This window comes from Cupriavidus sp. GW822-FHT02D05 (assembly GCF_058802485.1).
In genome coordinates, this window is the sequence record NZ_JBXAOE010000004.1 from 191,390 (window position 1) to 210,523 (window position 19,134).

General features: G+C 66.8%; 19 protein-coding genes and 1 pseudogene. 13 read left to right on the plus strand and 7 right to left on the minus strand.

The features are described from left to right. The first annotated feature begins 118 nt into the window (after positions 1-118). Positions 119-1,471: an MFS transporter gene (locus AC1RQK_RS07475; RefSeq protein WP_492808288.1), complete on the plus strand. Its 1,353-nt coding sequence runs from the start codon at positions 119-121 to the stop codon at positions 1,469-1,471. 70 nt (positions 1,472-1,541) lie between these two features. Here the strand turns inward: AC1RQK_RS07475 and AC1RQK_RS07480 are convergent, their stop codons facing one another. The 3 genes from AC1RQK_RS07480 to AC1RQK_RS07490 form a co-directional block, all read right to left on the minus strand. Then, positions 1,542-3,155, minus strand: a complete 1,614-nt coding sequence (locus tag AC1RQK_RS07480) for an alpha/beta hydrolase family protein (RefSeq protein ID WP_492808290.1) — start codon at positions 3,153-3,155, stop codon at positions 1,542-1,544. Between the two features lie 196 nt (positions 3,156-3,351). Next, positions 3,352-4,464 carry a CaiB/BaiF CoA transferase family protein gene (locus tag AC1RQK_RS07485; RefSeq protein WP_492370532.1) on the minus strand — a complete coding sequence of 371 codons (1,113 nt, stop codon included), beginning with the start codon at positions 4,462-4,464 and terminating at the stop codon, positions 3,352-3,354. A 7-nt stretch (positions 4,465-4,471) separates the two neighbouring features. Further along, positions 4,472-5,476, minus strand: coding sequence for a Bug family tripartite tricarboxylate transporter substrate binding protein (locus AC1RQK_RS07490; protein ID WP_492370533.1), 1,005 nt, complete (start codon positions 5,474-5,476; stop codon positions 4,472-4,474). A gap of 91 nt (positions 5,477-5,567) precedes the next feature. Here AC1RQK_RS07490 and AC1RQK_RS07495 point away from each other — a divergent pair, with 91 nt between their 5' ends. From AC1RQK_RS07495 to AC1RQK_RS07510, 4 genes are all read left to right on the plus strand, one after another. After that, the gene (locus AC1RQK_RS07495; protein ID WP_492370534.1) at positions 5,568-6,533 is read left to right on the plus strand and encodes a LysR family transcriptional regulator; all 966 of its coding nucleotides are present in this window, start codon (positions 5,568-5,570) and stop codon (positions 6,531-6,533) included. Between the two features lie 169 nt (positions 6,534-6,702). Beyond that, positions 6,703-7,401: a YceH family protein gene (locus tag AC1RQK_RS07500; protein ID WP_492370535.1), complete on the plus strand. Its 699-nt coding sequence runs from the start codon at positions 6,703-6,705 to the stop codon at positions 7,399-7,401. 882 nt (positions 7,402-8,283) lie between these two features. Further along, positions 8,284-9,150 (plus strand): isocitrate lyase/PEP mutase family protein, encoded by an 867-nt coding sequence (locus AC1RQK_RS07505; protein WP_492808292.1) that lies wholly within the window; start codon positions 8,284-8,286, stop codon positions 9,148-9,150. 131 nt (positions 9,151-9,281) lie between these two features. Beyond that, positions 9,282-9,644, plus strand: coding sequence for a translation initiation factor Sui1 (locus AC1RQK_RS07510; protein WP_492370536.1), 363 nt, complete (start codon positions 9,282-9,284; stop codon positions 9,642-9,644). A 62-nt stretch (positions 9,645-9,706) separates the two neighbouring features. Here the strand turns inward: AC1RQK_RS07510 and AC1RQK_RS07515 are convergent, their stop codons facing one another. Further along, complete coding sequence (locus tag AC1RQK_RS07515; protein ID WP_170301757.1) at positions 9,707-9,883, minus strand: hypothetical protein; 177 nt, start codon at positions 9,881-9,883, stop codon at positions 9,707-9,709. A 445-nt stretch (positions 9,884-10,328) separates the two neighbouring features. Between AC1RQK_RS07515 and AC1RQK_RS07520 the strand changes: the two genes are divergently transcribed. From AC1RQK_RS07520 to AC1RQK_RS07550, 7 genes are all read left to right on the plus strand, one after another. Then, entirely contained in the window at positions 10,329-11,546 is a 1,218-nt protein-coding gene (locus AC1RQK_RS07520) for an amine dehydrogenase large subunit (protein WP_492808294.1), read from the plus strand. Continuing rightward, on the plus strand, positions 11,543-12,166 hold the full coding sequence (locus AC1RQK_RS07525; RefSeq protein ID WP_492808295.1) for a MauE/DoxX family redox-associated membrane protein: 624 nt from the start codon (positions 11,543-11,545) through the stop codon (positions 12,164-12,166). The genes AC1RQK_RS07520 and AC1RQK_RS07525 overlap by 4 nt, the downstream gene beginning before the upstream one ends. Before the next feature lie 7 nt (positions 12,167-12,173). Then, on the plus strand, positions 12,174-12,761 hold the full coding sequence (mauD, locus tag AC1RQK_RS07530) for a methylamine dehydrogenase accessory protein MauD (RefSeq protein WP_150984382.1): 588 nt from the start codon (positions 12,174-12,176) through the stop codon (positions 12,759-12,761). 19 nt (positions 12,762-12,780) lie between these two features. After that, the gene (locus tag AC1RQK_RS07535; protein WP_492808297.1) at positions 12,781-13,302 is read left to right on the plus strand and encodes a methylamine dehydrogenase light chain; all 522 of its coding nucleotides are present in this window, start codon (positions 12,781-12,783) and stop codon (positions 13,300-13,302) included. Beyond that, a complete protein-coding gene (locus AC1RQK_RS07540) occupies positions 13,299-13,754 on the plus strand; it encodes a c-type cytochrome (RefSeq protein ID WP_492370541.1) in 456 nt (151 codons plus the stop codon). Before AC1RQK_RS07535 ends, AC1RQK_RS07540 begins: the two co-directional genes overlap by 4 nt. Before the next feature lies 1 nt (position 13,755). Next, positions 13,756-14,241 carry a cytochrome C gene (locus AC1RQK_RS07545; RefSeq protein WP_492370542.1) on the plus strand — a complete coding sequence of 162 codons (486 nt, stop codon included), beginning with the start codon at positions 13,756-13,758 and terminating at the stop codon, positions 14,239-14,241. Between the two features lie 300 nt (positions 14,242-14,541). Then, on the plus strand, positions 14,542-15,987 hold the full coding sequence (locus AC1RQK_RS07550) for an amidase (protein WP_492808419.1): 1,446 nt from the start codon (positions 14,542-14,544) through the stop codon (positions 15,985-15,987). 78 nt (positions 15,988-16,065) lie between these two features. Here the strand turns inward: AC1RQK_RS07550 and AC1RQK_RS07555 are convergent, their stop codons facing one another. Together AC1RQK_RS07555 and AC1RQK_RS07560 are read right to left on the minus strand one after the other, a co-directional pair. Then, positions 16,066-17,247: an XAC2610-related protein gene (locus AC1RQK_RS07555; protein ID WP_492808299.1), complete on the minus strand. Its 1,182-nt coding sequence runs from the start codon at positions 17,245-17,247 to the stop codon at positions 16,066-16,068. Positions 17,248-17,355: 108 nt separating this feature from the next. Then, the gene (locus AC1RQK_RS07560) at positions 17,356-17,625 is read right to left on the minus strand and encodes a type VI secretion lipoprotein TssJ (RefSeq protein WP_492370544.1); all 270 of its coding nucleotides are present in this window, start codon (positions 17,623-17,625) and stop codon (positions 17,356-17,358) included. 71 nt (positions 17,626-17,696) lie between these two features. Between AC1RQK_RS07560 and AC1RQK_RS07565 the strand changes: the two are divergent. Further along, a pseudogene (locus AC1RQK_RS07565) lies at positions 17,697-17,933 on the plus strand (GPW/gp25 family protein); the annotation flags it as partial. A gap of 147 nt (positions 17,934-18,080) precedes the next feature. Here the strand turns inward: AC1RQK_RS07565 and AC1RQK_RS07570 are convergent. Then, entirely contained in the window at positions 18,081-19,058 is a 978-nt protein-coding gene (locus tag AC1RQK_RS07570) for a helix-turn-helix domain-containing protein (RefSeq protein ID WP_492808302.1), read from the minus strand. Between the last annotated feature and the right edge of the window lie 76 nt (positions 19,059-19,134).

Sequence of the window (19,134 nt, forward strand, 5' to 3'; positions counted from 1 at the left end):
CGGTGGGCTGGCCGCGGAAACTCAACATTTCCTATGGCACTGTAGTCAAAGAAGTGCCATTCTTAAAGGAGTGACACAAAACGCCACCCCGAACAACGAGAGACGAGAGGGCCTGACGATGTCCAGCAGCAGCAGCAGCAGCAGCAGCGGCGTTGCGCACCAGCACCAGCCGTCACCGTCTTCCCCCACGCCCGCGCAAGACGCGGCGCACCGGGCGCAGGTGGCGCCAGCCGAGATCGCCGCCGGCGTCGTCATCGGGCGAGCGTCCGAGTATTTCGACTTCTTCGTCTACGGCATCGCCTCGGTGCTGATCTTCCCCAGCGTGTTCTTCCCGTTCGTCAGGCAACTGGAGGGGCTGCTGCTCTCCTTCACCATCTTTTCCTTCGCCTTCATCGCCCGGCCATTCGGGACCACCTTGTTCATGGCGATCCAGCACCGCTGGGGACGCAGCATCAAGCTGACGGCCGCGTTGTTCCTGCTGGGCACCGCCACGGCGGGCATGGCGTTCCTGCCGGGCTACGATGCGCTCGGCAACCACGCCATCGTCATCCTGGCGGCGCTGCGCATCCTGCAGGGCATTGCGCTGGGCGGCTCATGGGACGGGCTGCCATCGCTGCTGGCACTGAACGCCCCGGCGCACCGCCGCGGCTGGTACTCGATGCTGGGCCAGCTCGGCGCGCCGATCGGCTTTCTCCTTGCCGGCTCGCTGTTCCTCTACCTGCGCGCCAACCTGGATTTCGATGAGTTCCTGGACTGGGGCTGGCGCTATCCGTTCTACGTGGCGTTCGCCATCAACGTGGTCGCGCTATTCGCGCGCCTGCGGCTGGTGGTGACCCAGGAGTACACGCAGTTGCTTGAAGAAGGCGAGCTGGAGCCGATCAGCCCGGTGCAGATAATGCGCGCCCAGGGCTACAACCTGTTCATCGGTGCCTTCGCCGCACTGGCCAGCTACGCGCTGTTCCACCTGGTCACGGTGTTCCCGCTGTCGTGGGTCGCGCTGCACGCCACGCAGGACATCAATGACGTGCTGATCATCCAGATCATCGGCGCGGGGATCGCCATGGCGGCCACCATCGCCTCCGGCTGGATCGCCGACCGCATCGGGCGGCGCACCACGCTGGCGCTGATGGCAGTCCTGATCGGCATCTTCGGCCTGTTCGCGCCGTACCTGATGAACGGTACCCCGGCGCGGCAAGACCTGTTCATCCTGATCGGCTTCGGCTTGCTGGGCTTGTCGTACGGGCAGGCCGCGGGCGCTGTCACGGCAAACTTCGGATCGCGCTTTCGCTATACCGGCGCGGCGCTGACTTCCGATTTTGCGTGGCTGTTCGGCGCCGCCTTTGCGCCGCTGGTGGCGTTGGGACTGTCGGCGGAGTTCGGCTTGTTTGCCGTCAGCGGCTACCTGCTGTCCGGCGTGGCGTGCACGTTGCTGGCGCTGTGGATCAATCGCAAGATGGAAGCGCGCGACTGACCCGGCCACGACAAAACAAACGGCCAGTCATGCGCAATGACTGGCCGCTGTCTTTTCCGCGCCGCTTTGCTCAGAAATTCCCGAAGAACCCGCGCGCGGCGACCATGCAGAACGGCGCCACCAGGCTCCCGTGGTAGGCCTCGATCACCGCCGACGCACCGCCATCGGTCGCGCCCGCCGCCACCGCCTGCGCGGCGAGCGTTGCCTTGGCCAGCGCAAAGCCCTGCTTGATCGGCGCATAAGGATCGGCAGGCCCCGCCACCGGCGCATCCACATCCAGCACCGAAGTCAGCCCCACCGGCACCTTGGCGTTGCGCCAGTAAGCCTGCTGCACGGTCGCGTTGAAGAAGAACACCGTCGGGTCGAAGCGACCGCCGCAAAGCTGCACCGGGGCACGCGGGATCCAGTTGCGCAAGTCATTGCGCTTGAACGCCTGGCGCAGCGGCGCAACCGGGTTGGCCGCCGGCGCCATCGCCACCGTGGTGTACGGGAACGCGCCATCCGGATTGACCAGCGCGTCTTCCAGCAGGCCGAGGCGGAAGCTGTTGCGCACCAGGTTGCCTTTGCCAAACCCGAGGGCAAAGATCGGCGTCAGCTCAGGCGGCGCCAGCGGGGGCGAAGTCGGCGGCGTCAGCGAGGCAAACTGCGCAGCCGGCGGATCGGGGTTGAAGAGCGCCGTGGCGGGCAATTTTCCGTTGCCGATCAGCGTGTCGATTGGTGTCACGCTCGGCAGGAGATCCTCGATGCCACGCGCGTAGGTTGCCTCAAACAGGTCGCCCGGCCTGCGGTAGATGTTGCCGTAGGCGTTCTGGTAGCTGGTCGCCACCAAGGTCGTGAAGATGGTGGAACCCAGATCCACCTCACCCGCGATCAGCGCGTCCCCGGTGGCCGCCATGGCATAGGGCCCCGAACCTGTGGAAGCCGCCGTCACGTTGATGCCCGCCGCCTGAAGCGCGCGATGCGTGGCCATGGCAACGTGGCCGCCCTGCGAATATCCGGTGACAAAGAGCTTGCCATTCTCCCGCGCCGCCTTGCCCGAGTCCGCCCGGGCCAGCGCAACCCGTGCGGCCCGCAGCGAGTCGATCATGTCCGCCGATTGCTGCTGGGCATTCAGGTAGGGATGATAGGAAAGCTCGGAGCCGGCGTAACCCGCATAGTTGCTCGCCACCACGATATAGCCCTGCGCGGCATACATGGCCGCAACGCTGATGCCCTCCGAGGCGCCATCACCATTGCCCGGGTCCTTCTGCGTCAGGTCCGCAAGGTTGTACTTGCGGTAGGTGGTGGTGCCATGCGCGTACATCAACGCCGGGCGTGGCCCACTGCATGCGCGCCCGCCGCTTGGAATCATCAGCGCGCCGCTCGCGGTGGTGGGCTCATTGGCGCCGCCGATGGTGCGGTAGCGGAAATAGACGATCTCCAGGTCGCACGCAGGGGTGCCAGCGACCTGCAATAGCTGGCGGCCTGAATCGCTCGCGTTGAGAACGCCGGCCAGCGCGGCCGCGCTCAGGCGCAGCGTGGTCCCGTGATCGAGAAGCTGGCCGCGACTACTGTTGTAGTTGTAGTTGTCGTTGCCATTACAACTGCCCCCGCTGCAAGAACTCGCCGATTGCGCATAAGCCCCCGCGCTCAGCGCCAGACACGTCAAGCCCGCAAAGCCCGCCTTCGCCATGGTCAATCGCATCTTCCATCCCCCCGCCTGTGGACTACGTCAGTTAGCCTGATCCACACAATTAGCGGAGTGTAGGTAAACGGATCAACCACCCGCCAGCCTTATAGCGCACGATCTCGTATTGTGAAAAAGGGATGAACTGGTCATGATGCCCATTCATCCCGAGGGTCAAGACCGGTAACGCGCGGTTGCAGCCAAGCGGCCCGGCCTAGTGCCCGGTGCGCACCCGGAAGCCCAGCCCCGGCGACACCACGGCGGCATCGCCATCGCGCAGCTCGATGGTTTCCAGGCTGCCGTTGTCCCGGGATTCAGCGGCAAACTCTGCGATGTTGCGCAGGCGCGCGGCCGGAATGCCGCACGCGCTAAGCCGCGCTTCCAGCTCCGCGGCCAGGCCATCGGCCAGCGCGGCGGCGAGCGCCGCCTTGAGCGCGCCCGGATCGAGCGAGCGCACAAAGGCAGGCAGGCCGTTGCGTTCCAGCGGCGGATTGAACAAGGCGGGATCCCGCGCCAGATGGCCAAGGCCCAGCGCTTCGAGCAATGCCAGCAACTGGCCTGGCGTGTTCGCGCCGATGGCCAGCCAGCCATCGCGCGTGCGGAAGAAATCGGCGGAGGGGCTGCCGGAATAACCCTGGTTGCCCTGCCGGGGCGGCGTGGCCCCGCGTGTGAGCGCGTCGCAGGCCATGGGGTACATCAGCTGCATGCCGGCGCTGGCCATGGAGATATCGAGCAGCATGCCGCGCCCGGTGCGCTCGCTGTCGCGTACACCGGCAAGGATGGCGAAGGCGGCGAGCAGCCCCGTGGCGGAGTCGATGACCGGGAACCCCGTCTTGATGGGCGGGTCGCCCTCGTTGCCCGCCATGTAGGCCATGCCGGTGGCGGCCTGCACCACGTGGTCATAAGCGGGCCGGCCGCGCCATGCCGGCGCGCCGCGCCCAAAGCCGGAGATGCTGCAATAGACCACGCGCGGATTCAGCGCAAGCACGGCCTCGAAGCCGAGCCCGAAGCGCTCCAGCACGCCCGGCCGCAGGTTGTCGACGAAGACATCGCAGGTGGTGGCGAGCTCCAGCGCATGCTGGCGCCCTTGCTCGCTGCCAAGGTCGAGGGCAAGCGACGACTTGCCAGCGTTGAGCGCCACGAAGCCCTCGCGGCCCCGTCCGGCGCGGCGCATGACATCGCCGCCGTTGGCGTTTTCCACCTTGGTCACGTCGGCCCCGAGCTGCGCCAGCAGGAAGGTGGCGAAGGGACCGGCGATGACGTGCGAGAAATCGAGCACGCGGATGCCCGCGAGCGGGGTGAATGAATGGGTAGCGGTGACAGGCATGGCAAGCTCACTCGATCGTGATGTGGTTTTTCTCGATCACCTGCCGCATCCTGGCGGTTTCCTCGGCGACAAGGCGGGTGAAGGATTCGGGCGTGGGGCTCGGTTCGATGAGCGCCCCCGTCTCGGCATAGAAGCGGCGCAGCCCGGGATCCGCCAGTGCCTTCAGCATGGCGGCATGCAAGCGCGCCACCAAGGGCTTCGGCAGGTTTGCCGGGGCCCAGATGCCACTCCAGGAATCCAGCGTGAGATCGCTGCGCCCAAGCGCCTCGTTCAGGGTCGGCACGTCTGGCAGCCCGGGGATCCGCTGCGCCGAGGTCACGGCGAGCGCGCGCACCTTGCCGTTGCCGATCTGCGGCACGGCGGTGGCCGCTACCGGAAAGCCGAATTGCGTGTCGCCCTTGATCAGCGACGGCACGATCTCCACCGAGCCCTTGTAGGGGATATGGACCACGTTGATGCCTGTCGCCGATGCAAAGGCCGCGCCGCAGATATGCGCGGCCGAGCCGATGCCGCCCGACGCATAGTTCAGCGAGCCGGGCGAGCGCCGCGCGGCGGCCACCAGTTCGCCCACGGTGCGGTACGGCGAATTCGCCACCACCACCAGCACGGCGGGGCTGACGCCGATGCGGATCACATGGGTGAACGCCGCCGGATCGAACTTGACGGATGGCTGCAAGAGTTTCTGCGCGACATGGGTGGAGGCGCCCAGCAGCAAGGTGTAGCCATCGGCCGGCTGCTGCGCCACGGATTCGGCGGCAAGGATGCCTGCCGCGCCCACCTTGTTCTCCACCACGACGGGCTGGCCAAGCTCCCTGCCCAGCACTTCGGCCAGCTTGCGCGCCTGGATATCCGGGCCGCCGCCAGCGGCATACGGCACCACCAGGCGAATCGGGCGGCTGGGGTAGTTGTCCGCGGCAAACGCCGAAGCCGGCAGGCCGGATGCTGCCGCAACGGGCAACGTCAGCAGGGTCCGCAGCATCAGGCGACGCGTGCGGCGGGTGGATGCAGGCATCTCAGGTCTCCTTTCTGGTTTTGCCCGATTGTCACGCCGCGCCATCATTCGAGACAATGATCCAGTTCTTATGAATCCATCAGGATTGGTTATGGCAACGGTTTCCCCTTCGCGCGTGGCTGCGGCGCGCGCCGCCCATCCAAACCGGATCGACCGCCTGCGTATCCGCCATCTGCGGCTGCTGGACCTGGTGGCGCGAACCGGCTCCCTGACCGCTGCCGCCGAGGTCATGCACATCAGCCAGCCGGCGGTGACCAAGATGCTGCAGGAGCTGGAGCAAGCCTTCGGCTGCACGCTGATCGAGCGCACTACGCGAGGCGGCCGCCTGAGCCCGGCGGGCGAGCGCGCGCTGGAGCGCCTGCGCATTGCGCTGGGCGCCCTGGATGCGGCCAGCGAAGCCCTGGCGGCCCGGCCGGAGATCCCGCTGGTGCGCATGGGCGTGCTGCCGCTGGTCGGGGTCAACGTGCTGCCAAGGCTGGTCGCCACGCTGAGCCAGCAAGGTGTGCTGCCGCGCTTGCAGGTTAGGGAGCACACCGTCAGCGGCCTGCTCGGGCTGCTCGCCAGTGGCGAGCTCGACTGCGTCATAGGGCGGCTGGAAACCGATCATCCCGCGCCATCGCGGGAACGGCTGGACATCACGCCGCTATGGGATGAACACCTGGCCATTGCCTGCGCGCGGGACCACCCCCTGGCCAGGCGCCGCGAGGTAAGCCTGCCGGCGCTGCATGAAGGGCCTTGGATCCTGCCGCCGCGCGGCACTCACACGCGTGAGATCTTCGAGCAGCCGTTTCTCGATAGCGGCCGGTTGCCGCCCGTGCCGCATATCGAATCGATCTCATTTCACAGCAGCTTGTCGATGGTTGCCGCGAGTGGCTTCCTGACGGTTGCGCCGGCCAGCGCCGTGCGTCACTACGGCGAGACGTCCATGGTGCGCCAGGTGCGCTTGCGCACGCCGTTCGCCTCCGGGCGGATGGTGTTCATTACCCAACGGGATGCAGCAGTTGCGCCGGCGGTCACCTTGATCGCCAACGCCCTGCGGCAAGCCGGCAACCCTTAGGGGCGCGCCGGATGGGCGCCGGATGGGCGCCAGGTTCGCGCAAACTCACATTGCCCCGCCCCCTGACCGGATATCATATGCCCACCAAACAAGGCGCTCCCGGCCGGCCCACGATCAGCGGATCCGCGCATCGGCCCGGGGCAAGCAGCTTCACCTAGCGATACCACTCATGAATCCCAATCCCGACACCCCCGCACGCCCGGCCATCCGTTCCCTGACGCAGCTTGAAGGGCGCGTGCTGGCCGTGCTGGTCGAAAAGCAGCACACGGTGCCGGACACCTATCCGCTATCGCTCAACGCGCTGACATCCGGCTGCAACCAGAAGACCGCGCGCTCACCGGTGATGAATGCCTCCGAGGCCGAGATCCTCACCGCCATCGATGGCCTGAAACGCCTGAGCCTGGCCATGGAAGGCAGCAGCAGCCGCGTGCCGCGATTCGAGCAGAATATGAAACGCGTGCTGGGCGTGCCGAGCCAGTCGGTCGCGTTGCTCACCACGCTGCTGCTGCGCGGGCCCCAGACGGCCGCGGAGCTGAGGCTGAACTCCGCGCGCCTGCACGCCTTTGCCGACATCTCGTCGGTCGAGGTGTTCCTGGAAGAGCTGGCCGCCGCCGAGCCACCCTTTGTCGTCAAGCTGCCGCGTGCTCCCGGCGGACGCGAAAACCGCTGGATGCACCTGCTGTGCGGGGAAGTCAGCGTCGATGACATCGCCGAGCGCGGCGGTGCCGACGACAACATCTCGCCCTCCGAATTCGAGTCGCTCAAAGCCGAGCAAAAGGAACTGGCGGAAAAGGTGAACCGGCTTCAGGCGCTGGTGGAGCGCATGGCGGGCGAACTCGGCATTGCGATCGACAAAGCGGCGCTTTAGTCGCGAGCGCAGACGCGGGGAGAGCGCATTCTGCAGCCAGTGGAAATGTGCCGGGTAATCTATTTTTCGCCCAGACCGTCCGCGAACCCGCTGGAGCCTGAAACCGAATGGCCGCGGTGCCCGCCGCGCGCGGTTCCCAGCCTGTCGACGCGCCACAACAGATGTCGTTGGCCCGATTAGTGCTTGCGCGTATGATCGGGCATGGATGCTCCCTATTCACCGCGAGGCCGCAAACCAGATTGTCACGGCTTCGCCAAGCTCCCATGGCGCAGCCTTCCAGGGCAGACCAGGACACTACGCTGTCACAAATCTGTCCTTGAATGGCAGCCATACTTTGCAGTCCAAACACGTTGAGGCCTTTGACGATGCGCGTGACGATTCGCACCATTACCATTCCAGGAAGCCAAGGCCGGGCCGCCCTTCACCAGGCCGTTGTGTATGCCACGACGGAACAGGAGGCTGCACCACTCATGACGAGTGACTGGAGCCAGCGCGAGCCTGAAGTCTTCATGGCTGCCCAGACTTGGGCAAGACGCAATACCTACATCGTTTCGAATCCCCGCACTGGTGCGTTTTACGGGAGCCCTGCCGGGCGCTAGGCAGCGCCATCGACAGTGCGCAAGGGGGCGCCGCACAAGCGCCCCACCGTCAAGCACCCGGGCCCGATGCAGACATTGCGTGCCTTGCGAGCGCCTTCAACGAAGGCCCGGGCATCTTTCGCTCTGACACTTTCGCCCCCTAATGTATGGACATGGCGCACATCGCGCCAGTGGCTGAGCGCTCGCTCGTTATTCGCTATCATGCCGCACCACATCCCCTCGAAGGGCAAGCACCATGCCGGCGTTTTCCACGCCGGCCATGGGCCGCCACACCGCAAAAAAAATGACAACTCCATCCCTCGCCGAGCGCCTGCGCCAACCGCGCGTGCTGCTGGTGCCCGGCGTCTACGACGCGTTCTCGGCGCTGGTCGCCGCGCAAGCGGGGTTTGAAGCGCTCTACCTGTCTGGCGCCGCCGTGGCCTACACGCAGCTCGGGCGCTCGGACGTGGGCCTGACCACCGCCACCGAGACGGTGGATATCGTCGGCAGGATCACCGACCGCGTCGACCTGCCGCTGATCGTCGACGCCGATACCGGCTACGGCAATGCGCTCAACGTGATCCGGACCGTGCGCACGCTGGAACGCGCCGGCGCAGCCATGATCCAGCTCGAAGACCAGACCTTTCCCAAGCGCTGCGGCCATCTGGACAACAAGCGCGTTGTCACAGCAGCCGAGATGTGCGGCAAGCTCAAAGCCGCGCTGGACGCGCGCGCTTCGTCGCGGACCCTGATCCTGGCCCGCACCGATGCGGTGGCCATCGAGGGACTGGACGCGGCGATCGAACGCGCCGAGGCCTATTTGGCATGCGGAGTCGACGCGCTGTTTATCGAGGCCTTGCGCACCGAGCAAGACATGGCTCGCGTCTGCGCGCACTTTGCCGGGCGCGTTCCCTTGCTGGCCAATATGGTGGAAGGCGGCAAGACGCCAGTGCAGAGCGCCGCTGAACTCGCCGGCCGGGGCTTTCGCATCGTGATTTTCCCCGGTGGCGTGGTGCGCTTCATCGGCGCGCAGATGAAGCGCTACTACGGCAGCCTGCTCGAACATGGCACCACCGCGCCGATGCGCGATGCCATGCTGGATTTCGACGGGCTGAACGGCGTCATCGGTACGCCGGAGCTGATCGCGCAGGGGCAGAGCTACGGTGAGTGAGCCACGGCTGTTGGCGAGGGCAGCAAGCGGCACCTGAAATGCGCCGTCACCCTCTTGCAGGCGCCGCGCGCTTGTCGTACGCTGCCTGCCCCGGGGCTGCGCCAGCCAGCCCGTCACCCGGAACGCCTGTCATGTCTCACCCGAAACCCGCCAGCTCGCTGGTCTACTCCACCGAACACGGCCGCATGTGCCCCGGCTGCGGCCATGCGCTGGCGGCCTGCACCTGCGGCAAGGCGCGGCCGGTCGTGCAAGGCGACGGCATCGTGCGGGTGTCGCGGGAGACCAAGGGCCGCAAGGGCAAGGGAGTGACGCTGGTGCGCGGCGCGGCGCTGGACGCGCTGTCGCTGGCGCAATTGGGCAAGGAACTGAAGGCCGCCTGTGGCTCGGGTGGCACCGTCAAGGACGGTGTGATCGAAATCCAGGGCGACCACTGCGACACGGTAGTGGAGAAACTCAAGCAGCGCGGGATGACCGTCAAGCGGGCCGGCGGCTAAGCGCCCCTGGGCCGCGCGTCAACAGGCCGTGAAAGGCCTTGATCAGCCTCTTAGCCAGCCTCCTAGCGGGTGCGCTGCTTGTAGACGATGGTGCCGTCGGACTTGCGCTGGGGCACGACCGGGTTGCGGGAGTTGCACACCGGACAGCGAAACAGCGGGCCCTGGCCTTCGTCCTTGACCGTGACGTCCTTGGGGTCCCAACGCGTCTGGCACGACTGGTTCTGGCAGGTATAAAACATCTTCATTCTCCGTATTAGGCGCGGATCGTAGCATGGTGGCAGCCTCAGCCCGTTCTGGCGCCGCTGCGCAGCCGCTTTTGCTGCCGCTTTTGCCGCCCCGGCTGCACCGCCTTCGCCCTCTTCATCCCCACTGGCCATTCTGCTCCGTTTCCGAAAACGGATAAGCCTGCGCCTTGGCGTTTACCCCCTGGCATGGCGCTGCGTGCACAGCAGCAGTGCAGGTTCGCCCTGAAGCCTGATGGCGCGCACCGCCGGCAGGCGCACCCGCCGTGGCATGTGAGCGCCAGGCACCGCAAGCCGCCATGACGGCACACGCCGGCGTGCCGCGCAGCCCGGCCGGCATTGGTGAATATCCCCGTGCCGCCGTTGCCGATTTCGGATAACGCCCGCGCGCCCCCGTTCGTAGACTGGCCCCATTGCAAAGCGCATCCCAAGGAGCCATCCAGTGAACGAGGTAAGCACCAGGGCCATCACCCGACGGCCCGGCGTGGTACGCAGAGTAGCCGCAGCGACGATGTTGAGCGTGCTAGCCTTGCCAGCGGCCGCCGCCCCCAATGCCAGCGATGCCGCCAGCACCGCCGAACTGCAGCCGGAAACCCTCTCCGTGCAACCGCTCGCGCCAGCCGACGATGGCCGGCTCTATATCTCCGATGTGGCGTTCAAGCACATGGTGGACGGGCGCCTGCACGTGGTGGACGGCAAGCGCATGCGCTACCTCGGGCTGGTGCCCACCGCGTTCGGCGGCCAGAGCGTGCTGTCCCCGGACAAGCGCACGCTGTATGTGATCTCCACGTTCTACACGCGGCTCGCGCGCGGCGAGCGGGCTGATGTGGTGAGCCTGTATGACACCGCCACGCTGGCCTACCGCAGCGAGATCGTGATCCCGCCCAAGCACGCACAGTCCCTGAACTACCGGGGCATCGCCGCGGTATCCGCCGACGGCCATTTTCTTTATGTGCAGAATGCCACGCCCGCCACCTCGGTCAGCATCGTCGACCTGCAGGCTGGCAAGTTCGTGGCGGAGGCACAAACCCCGGGCTGCTGGGGCATATTTGCCACCGAGGCGTCCAGCCAGCGTTTTCGCACCCTGTGCAGCGACGGCACGATGCTGACGGTGACGCATGACGCCGCCGGCCAGCCCAGCGGGCAAAAGCGCAGTGCGCGCATGTTCGATCCCGATGCTGATCCGGTCTTCCTGCACAGCGAGCGCGTGGGCAACACGCTGACCTTCGTGTCCTTCAACGGCAACGTCTATAGCGCGGATCTCGCGGGTGAGACGCCAGTCTTCGCGCAGCCCTGGCCCGTGGTGGACGCGGCGGACCGCAAGGCGGGCTGGAAGCCGGGCGGCTACCAGTTGTTCGCGCTGCACGCGGCCACGGGCCGCCTGTACCTGGGCATGCATCCGCGCAGCAAGGAGGGATCGCACAAGACCCCCGCCGCCGAGATCTGGACCATCGACCTGGCGCAGCACAAGCGCATCGCCCGCGCGCCGGGGCAGAACGCGCTGGCGCTCACCATCACGCAAGGGCCGCAGCCGACGCTGTATGTGCTGGACGCCGCCAGGGCCGGCGTGGTGTCGCTGGACCCGGCCCGGGGCCTCAAGCCCGTGGCGCGCCTGGACCAGGTGGCGGAGAACGCGGTGCAGCTGGAGCTGCATCAATGAGCGCCGCCGCCGTGGTCTCCGACGTGCTGCGCGATCCGGTCGTGGCAGCGGCATGTTCCGCCGCTGCCGCACTGGTACTGGCGCACGCCCTGTGGCCCAAGCTGCGCGACTTCTCCGGCTTCTGGGGCGCCGTCAGCGCCTATCGGCTGGTGCCCGACGCATGGTCGCGCCCGGTTGCGCTTGCCTACCTGGGCGCCGAGACGGCCAGCGTGGCGGCGCTGGTTGCCGCGCCGCTGCACCCGGGCGCGGCGCTGCTGGCGGCATGCGTGGTGGCGGCAGCCAGCGGTGCAGTGGGCATCAACCTGCTGCGCGGGCGGCGCGACATCCGCTGCGGCTGCGGCAGCGACGCCGACAACCTGCGGCTATCCCACGGCCTGCTGCTGCGCAACCTTGGCTTGCTCGCGGTGCTGGTGCTGGCCGCGATCGCTGCTGCCGGACTGGCGGCGGGCACGGCACCCCGGGCGTTCAACCTGCTCGACACCCTCGCCGCCGGCTTCTGCGCGCTCGCGCTGTTGCTGCTCTGGCTCGGCGCCACGCAATTGCTGGTCAATGCCGACCGCGCTGCCCACCGCACCGGCCACCGGGCTTCCAGCCACCCTACGCATTCCCCCCTCTCGTGAGACTCCCATGACTGCCCTTGTGATTGCCAATATCGTGCTGTGGATCGCCGTGCTGGCGCTGCTCTTCGGTTTCTATGCCCTGGCCCGCCAGGTCGGCATCCTGTTCGAGCGCGTCGCGCCGATGGGCGCGCTGGTGATCGACGCCGGCCCGCGCGTGGGCGAGGCGCTGCCGCCCTTTGCCTTGCAGGATGTGCGCGGCGGCCCGGTGGCGGTGGGCGGCGCGCAGCCGCGCAGCACGCTGCTGTTCTTTCTCTCGCCGACCTGCCCGGTCTGCAAGAAGCTGCTGCCGGTACTCAAGTCGATGCAGGCCAGCGAGGCTGGCTGGCTGCGCGTGGTGCTCGCCTCCGACGGCGAACAGCCCGAGCACCTGGCCTTCCTGCGCCAGGCAGGGCTGGAAGCCTTCCCCTATGTGCTATCGCCCGAGCTCGGCATGCACCTGCAGATCGGCAAGCTGCCGTACGGCGTGCTGATGGACGAGCGCGGCACGCTGCGCGCCAAGGGCCTGGTGAATTCGCGCGAGCAGCTGGAGAGCCTGTTCACCGCGATGGACCTTAACGTGGGCTCGGTGCAGCAGTTCCTGGAAACGCGTGCCTGAAGGCAGGGAGAGAAAACCCATGTGGATTGACCGATTTTTCGAACACCAGACCCGGCGCGCGGCGCAGCGCACGGGCCGGCGCAGCGTGCTGGCCACGCTCGGCAAGGTCATGGTGGGGACGATGGCGCTGCCGGTGCTGCCCTTCGACCGCAGCGCGCACGCGGCGGGAGCACACAGCAGCAAGGCCGCCGGCGCGCAAGCGCAGGACGAAACCGCCTGCGACTACTGGAAGTACTGCGCGGTGGATGGCTTTCTGTGCGCATGCTGCGGCGGCACTTCCACCTCCTGCCCGCCCGGCACCGAGCCCTCGCGCGTGTCGTGGGTCGGCACCTGCCACAACCCGGCCGACGGCAGGAACTACATGGTCAGCTACAACGATTGCTGCGGCAAGACCACGTGCGGGCGCTGCGAGTGCAACACCAACGAGCGCGAACGGCCGGGCTACCGGCTGGGCGTGCACAACGATGTGAACTGGTGCATGAGCAACGACAGCACCATGTTCCATTGCACCACCTCGATCATTCTCGGAGTCCAGGAATGAAGCGGTCTCTCTCACACCTAGCGCTGTGCCTGGCATGCGTGGCGCCTGCAAGCATCGCCCTTGCCGAGTCGCTGGCTGACCAGGGCAAGGCCTTGTTCGGCACGCACTGCGCCGCTTGCCACAATGCCGATGCCTCCGGCATCGCCGGCGTGGCGCCGCCACTGGCCGGCGCGCTGCGCGAGCGGCTCGCCACGCCGGCGGGCCAGGACTACCTGGCCAATGTGCTGACCCACGGCCTCGCTGGCCCGATCCAGTCGCAGGGCCAGTCGTTCAACGGCGTCATGCCCAGCTTCGCCACACTGCCGGATGCATCGCTGGCCGCCGTGCTGTCGTGGCTGGCGGCGAGCAACGGCGCGCCCGAGCAGGCCGTGAACACCGATACGCTGGCCCGCGCACGCGCCGAGCGCAAGACCCCGGGCGCCGTGCGCAAGCTGCGCGAGGCGGGGCAGTAGCATGGCATCGCGCAGAGCACGCACCTTGCGCGCGGCCGCGCGGCGCGGGCTGTGCCTGCTGGCGCTGGCCACGCTGGCCACGACCGCAAGCGCACAGGCCGAGCTGCGCCACGCGCGCGACAACTACCTGCTGCACTGCTCCGGCTGCCACCAGCCCGATGCGCGCGGCAAGCCCTCGGCCGGCATCCCCGACATGCGCGAGACCGTGCCCTTGCTGCTTGCCACGCCGGCCGGGCGCGCGTTCCTGATCCAGGTGCCGGGCACCTCCGCCTCAGCCCTGAGCGACGCAGAGATCGCAGGGCTGATGAACTGGCTGATGCCCGCGCTCACCGGCCACAACGACGTGCAGGCGTTCAGCACCGAGGAGGTGGGCCGCTATCGCCGCCAGCCGCTCGACGACGTGAGCGCGCACCGCGCGGCGATCCTGGGCAGTGGCGCAACGCCGACGCCGGACAAGACCGCCCGCGCGAGCCCCGGGCCAATGTGACAAACTCACGCAAACAAATACGCGAGACAAAAAACCGGAACGAGGAACGACACGATGAACCCCACAGGCAACACAGACCGTGACCGTGATAGCGACAATGCGCGCAACGCCGTCAATGGCCCCGCCCCCGGACAACCTTCGCGGCGCCATTTGCTGGGCCACCTGGCAGGCGCCACGCTAGCCGGCATCGCCGCTAGCGTCACTGCCAGCAGCGCCAGCGCGGCGCCCCCCGCCGGCAAGAACGGCGCACCGGACGCATCCGGCCCCGCCACCACGGCTGGCGGCCCGAATCCCATCGTCATGATGCCGGCCTGGCAACTCTCTCGCGAGATCCATGCCCGCAAGCTGTCGGCCCGCGAAGTCATGGCGGCCTACCTGGACCACATCGCACGGGTGAATCCCGGCGCCAACGCCATCGTCGCGCTGCGTGAGCCCGAAGTGCTGCTGCAGGAAGCCACCGCCTGCGACCAGGCCCTCGCCGCCGGCCGCTCAGCCGGCTGGATGCACGGCATGCCGCAAGCCCCCAAGGACCTGGCGCTCACGCGCGGCATCCGCACCACCTTCGGCTCACCCATCTTTCGGGACAACGTGCCCACGACGGACGCCATCATCGTGGAGCGCGCCCGCGCCGCCGGCGCCGTGCTGCTCGGCAAGACCAACACGCCGGAGTTCGGCCTGGGCTCGCAAACCTTCAACCCTGTCTACGGCGCCACCCGCAATCCCTATGACGCCAGCCGCACCGTCGGCGGCAGCAGCGGCGGCGCGGCCGCCGCGCTGGCGCTGCGCATGCTGCCGGTAGCGGATGGGAGCGACTTCGGCGGCTCGCTGCGCAACCCGGCCGGCTTCTGCAACGTCTATGGCATGCGCCCCAGCGCCGGGCGCGTGCCCTACGGCCCGGCCCCGGAAGTCTTTATCCAGCAACTCGGCTACGAAGGGCCCATGGCACGCACCGTCGCCGACGTGGCCCTGCTGCTGGCCACGCAGGCCGGCCCCGATGCGCGCACGCCGCAGGCACTCGCGCAGGACCCGGTGCTGGCCACGCTCACCCCGGCCAATGTGGCCGACGTGCTGAAGACCAACCTCAAGGGCAAGCGCGTGGCATGGCTGGGCGACTGGGACGGCTACCTGCCCATGGAAGCCGGCATCCTGCCGCTGTGCGAGGATGCCCTCAACGCCTTCCCGGCCTTTGGCGTGCAGGTGGAAGCCATCAAGCCTCCGTTCTCGCCGGAACGGCTCTGGAAGACCTGGCTGGTGCACCGTCATTTCCTGGTCGGCAACGGCATGCTGCCCTTCTACCAGGACCCGGCCAAGCGCGCGCAGCTCAAGGACTCCGCGATCTGGGAGATCGAAGGCATGCTCAAGCTCAGCGCCAGCGACGTCTACGCCGCCAGCATGGAGCGCAGCGCCTGGTATCAAGCGCTGCTAGGCGTGTTCAAGCAGTTCGACTACATCGCGGTGCCGACGGCGCAAGTCTTCCCATTCGATGTGAACCAGCCCTGGCCGAAGCAGATCGCCGGCCGCGAGATGGATACCTATCACCGCTGGATGGAAGTGGTGTTTCCCTGGACGCTGTCGGGATGTCCGGCAATCAGCGTGCCGGTGGGATTTGGGCCGCAGGGGTTGCCAATGGGGATGCAGTTGATTGGGCGGCCGCGGGACGACTTGTCGGTGTTGCGCCTGGCGCGGGCCTATGAAGAAGAGCGGGATTGGGTGGGCAAGCGGTTGCCGTCGGCGATGATGGGGTAAAGGACCGCTTGAGGATTGCGTATTCAACTGGCCATCCCGCAAACCACAGGCGGGATGCGCCACGCCGCCTCTGCTGTATCAGCGCTCCGGCTTTGTTCGTCGTGTCTGGTAATTCGGCTTCCCATTGCGCGAGCGGGAGTCGGTGACGATCTGCGACAGTCCCGACAAGGTCTCATCAAAAACGAACCGTCGCCGGGCGGCGTCGAACAAGAAGAAGTTCTCGGTGCTGTTCGGCCCGGCGCCTCCCGACATGCCAAAAATCGCAATGTCCGGATAGCCGTCGAAATTGGCGTCGACCACGCGCAAGGCGTCCGCGGGCGCCGCAAAGCCGGGATCGGAATCGAAGTCACGAATGACCTGAGTACGAACGCCGGATTTCCGATCGATGATTTCAATGGCGACCGCGTGCGGAGAGTCGGATGTGAGCTCGCCTTCGATAAATGCGACGCGAAACAGGAAATTGCGCGTTCTGGCGCGTTGCGCAACCCAATTCACCGCGACAGCATCGTCCCGGTCGACCCAGCCGTGGGTGATCGAGCCGTCCCGCCCGACGCGCTCGATTTCGTACCATTGCGCATCCGTGGAGAGGACAGGAACATAAGTCCCCGCGTCGAGACGGGTCAGGATCGTCTCACGATCGGCTCGGGCAAACAGTGGCACCGCCTTGGTGAGATACAAGATTGTCTGGTAAGGCCGGACCCTGTCGAGGGCAAAGCGATCCGCGTAGTAAGCCATCTCATAATGGTTGACCCCCTTGCCATACGCCTCGGGGCTGCATACGCCAAGCGCGCAAGCGCCGACCTCGTCGGCCGTTGGCTTGCGTTGCGGCCGAATGGTCTCGGTGCTCAGGTACGTCTTCCTGGGCTGCCAGGTCACGGTGAACGCCGCCGCCGTCCGCTGTTTCAGCAGTGCCTCAGACTCGTTACTGATGTTGGTTCGGCAGAACGGCTGGGATGCCGAGTAGTCGTTCCAGCCCGGAAAGGCGTAGGCCACGCATAGCTTGTTCGCGGAGGTCACGTCGGTCCTGTAGTTTCTGTAGTCCTTGTCTACAAGAAAGTGCACCCTGTTGCCGCCCGAACCGGGTTCGTGCGACACCACCGCATAGGTGATATCCGCCGACTTGGGCAGGGCGTGCTCGAAACGCTCCTTGAAGCGGCTTGTCTCGGCTTCCGGCACTCTGTTGGGCGGGCTCAGATAGGAGTCTGGCTCGACACGATAAATGCCTGGCGCCAGGAAGTCAGTCGCGAAAGCCGAATGCATGCACGCGAGAGCAAGGGCCAGAGCGGCGGAAGCGGCAGAAGTGGCCTTATAGCGAATGGGGAGTAGCACAGCGATATGTCAGGAAATTGCAGGAATGCAAGCCGCAGCTTAACTTACATGTGGTGCAACGTACTCACTATTGCGGAGCGTGCTGGCGAAACGCACAATGACAGCGCCATCCACGGCGCCGGGACCGTCAAAGCTGGCCCCCACCAGCTCCAGCGTGCTGCCGCGCACCTCGATCCTCACCGGATCGGTCTTCTTCCACTGCTTCTTGGGCACCACCAGCTTCCAGACCGTCTCCTTGCCGGGACTGCGGAAGAGCGCGATGACCCCGACATACTCCGCCTCGGCATGCATCGGCTCGCTCAGGCTCACGCTCGCATCGGGACGCAGGACGACCTGATGTTCGGCGGCGAGCGTTCACTTGTCACCATCAACCTGTCCGAATACCAGGAAGCCCACACCGTCTCGCGGCTGAATGGTTCGAAACGACGCTGCTGCGCTATGAGCCGAGGCTGAAATCCATCGACATCGCGATCGAAGAAACCGAACCGGGCATGTTGCTCAGCTTTACCATGAGTTGTCAGCTGCATCAGGCCGGGCTGGTGCGATTCGGCACCCACTTCACACCCGATGGGCAGACGCGCCTCAAGCTGCTGAAAGCCGAACGTGACCGTGAGTGACCGAGGCATAGCGGCCTGTCATGGAATCCTGGCCACGAACATGACGGCCGTCAGAGGCAATCGCGCCACAACCGATGGCATCGTGCGGTTCCAGTTCCAGTTCCAGTTCCAGTTCCAGTTCCGGCTCCCTCAACCCCTATCAACGACTCACCTCCCCCTGCCCGCGGTCTCCGATGGCAACTCCCCAAAAAACGCCCGATACTGCGCAGCAAACCGCGGCAGATGGTTAAACCCCCACCGTGCCGCCACCACGCCCACCGGCTCCTGCGCCTGCCGTCCACCCAACGCCTGCCTCACCCCATTCATCCGCAAGGCCCGAACAAACTCCAGCGGTGCCAACCCGGTCACTTCATTGAAGCTGTATTGCAGCGTGCGCCTTGAAACCCCAAGCCGTTCGCACAGAGCCAGAACACTCCAGGGTGCCTCGGGCGCAGCGCGCACCATCTCATACGCCTGTGCGACCAACCGCCGCCGCGCAGGCGGCGTAGGCAGCAGGGCATCCCCAATGTCATGGGTCAGCGTGGACACCACCGCCATCAGCAACGCATCGCGCATGGCGCTCTCGACAAAGCGCTGGTTGAATACTTCGCTCTGCATGGCTGACGCAGCCAGCACGGCCAGCATCGTCGCCCGGAAATCATCGGACGCGGCGCGCCGCACCTCCGTGGCCGGCTGCAAGCGCGCGATCAGCTCCGGAACCCCCTCGCGCTCCATCACGCGTTGCAGCGCGGGCAGCGGCAACGTCACGCCGAGCAGGTCCAGCGACGGCGGGGTGCGCATGGCCAGCGGCTGGCCGTTGCCGGCGCGCAGCACGGTGTCGCCGCTCATCCGGTAGCCGGAGAACCAGCCATCGGCACACTCGCGGTGGGGCAAGGCGATGGAAAGATAGCCGCGCCGTGCCTCGCCTTCCTCCAGCAACGCCTGGTTGGTGCGTTCGCGGAAGACGTGGACGTCGCCATAGGTAGCCTGCTGCACTTGCGCAAGAAAATGCCCGGGCGTGAGCTGCTGGTAGCGTTGCTGCCAGCCGTCCAGGCCCGCTGCCGCCATGGCGGCCTCGGTGGCGACCAAGTGGCGTACCGGGCGCCCGCTGGCGCCTGTGTCGAGGGGCTCGGTGTTGCTATGCATCGGTGGCAGCCTGTTGGGGCGATTGACGCCATCGGCGGCGGGTGGGCGTGGCCCGGCGCGCAAGGGCTCTTGTGCA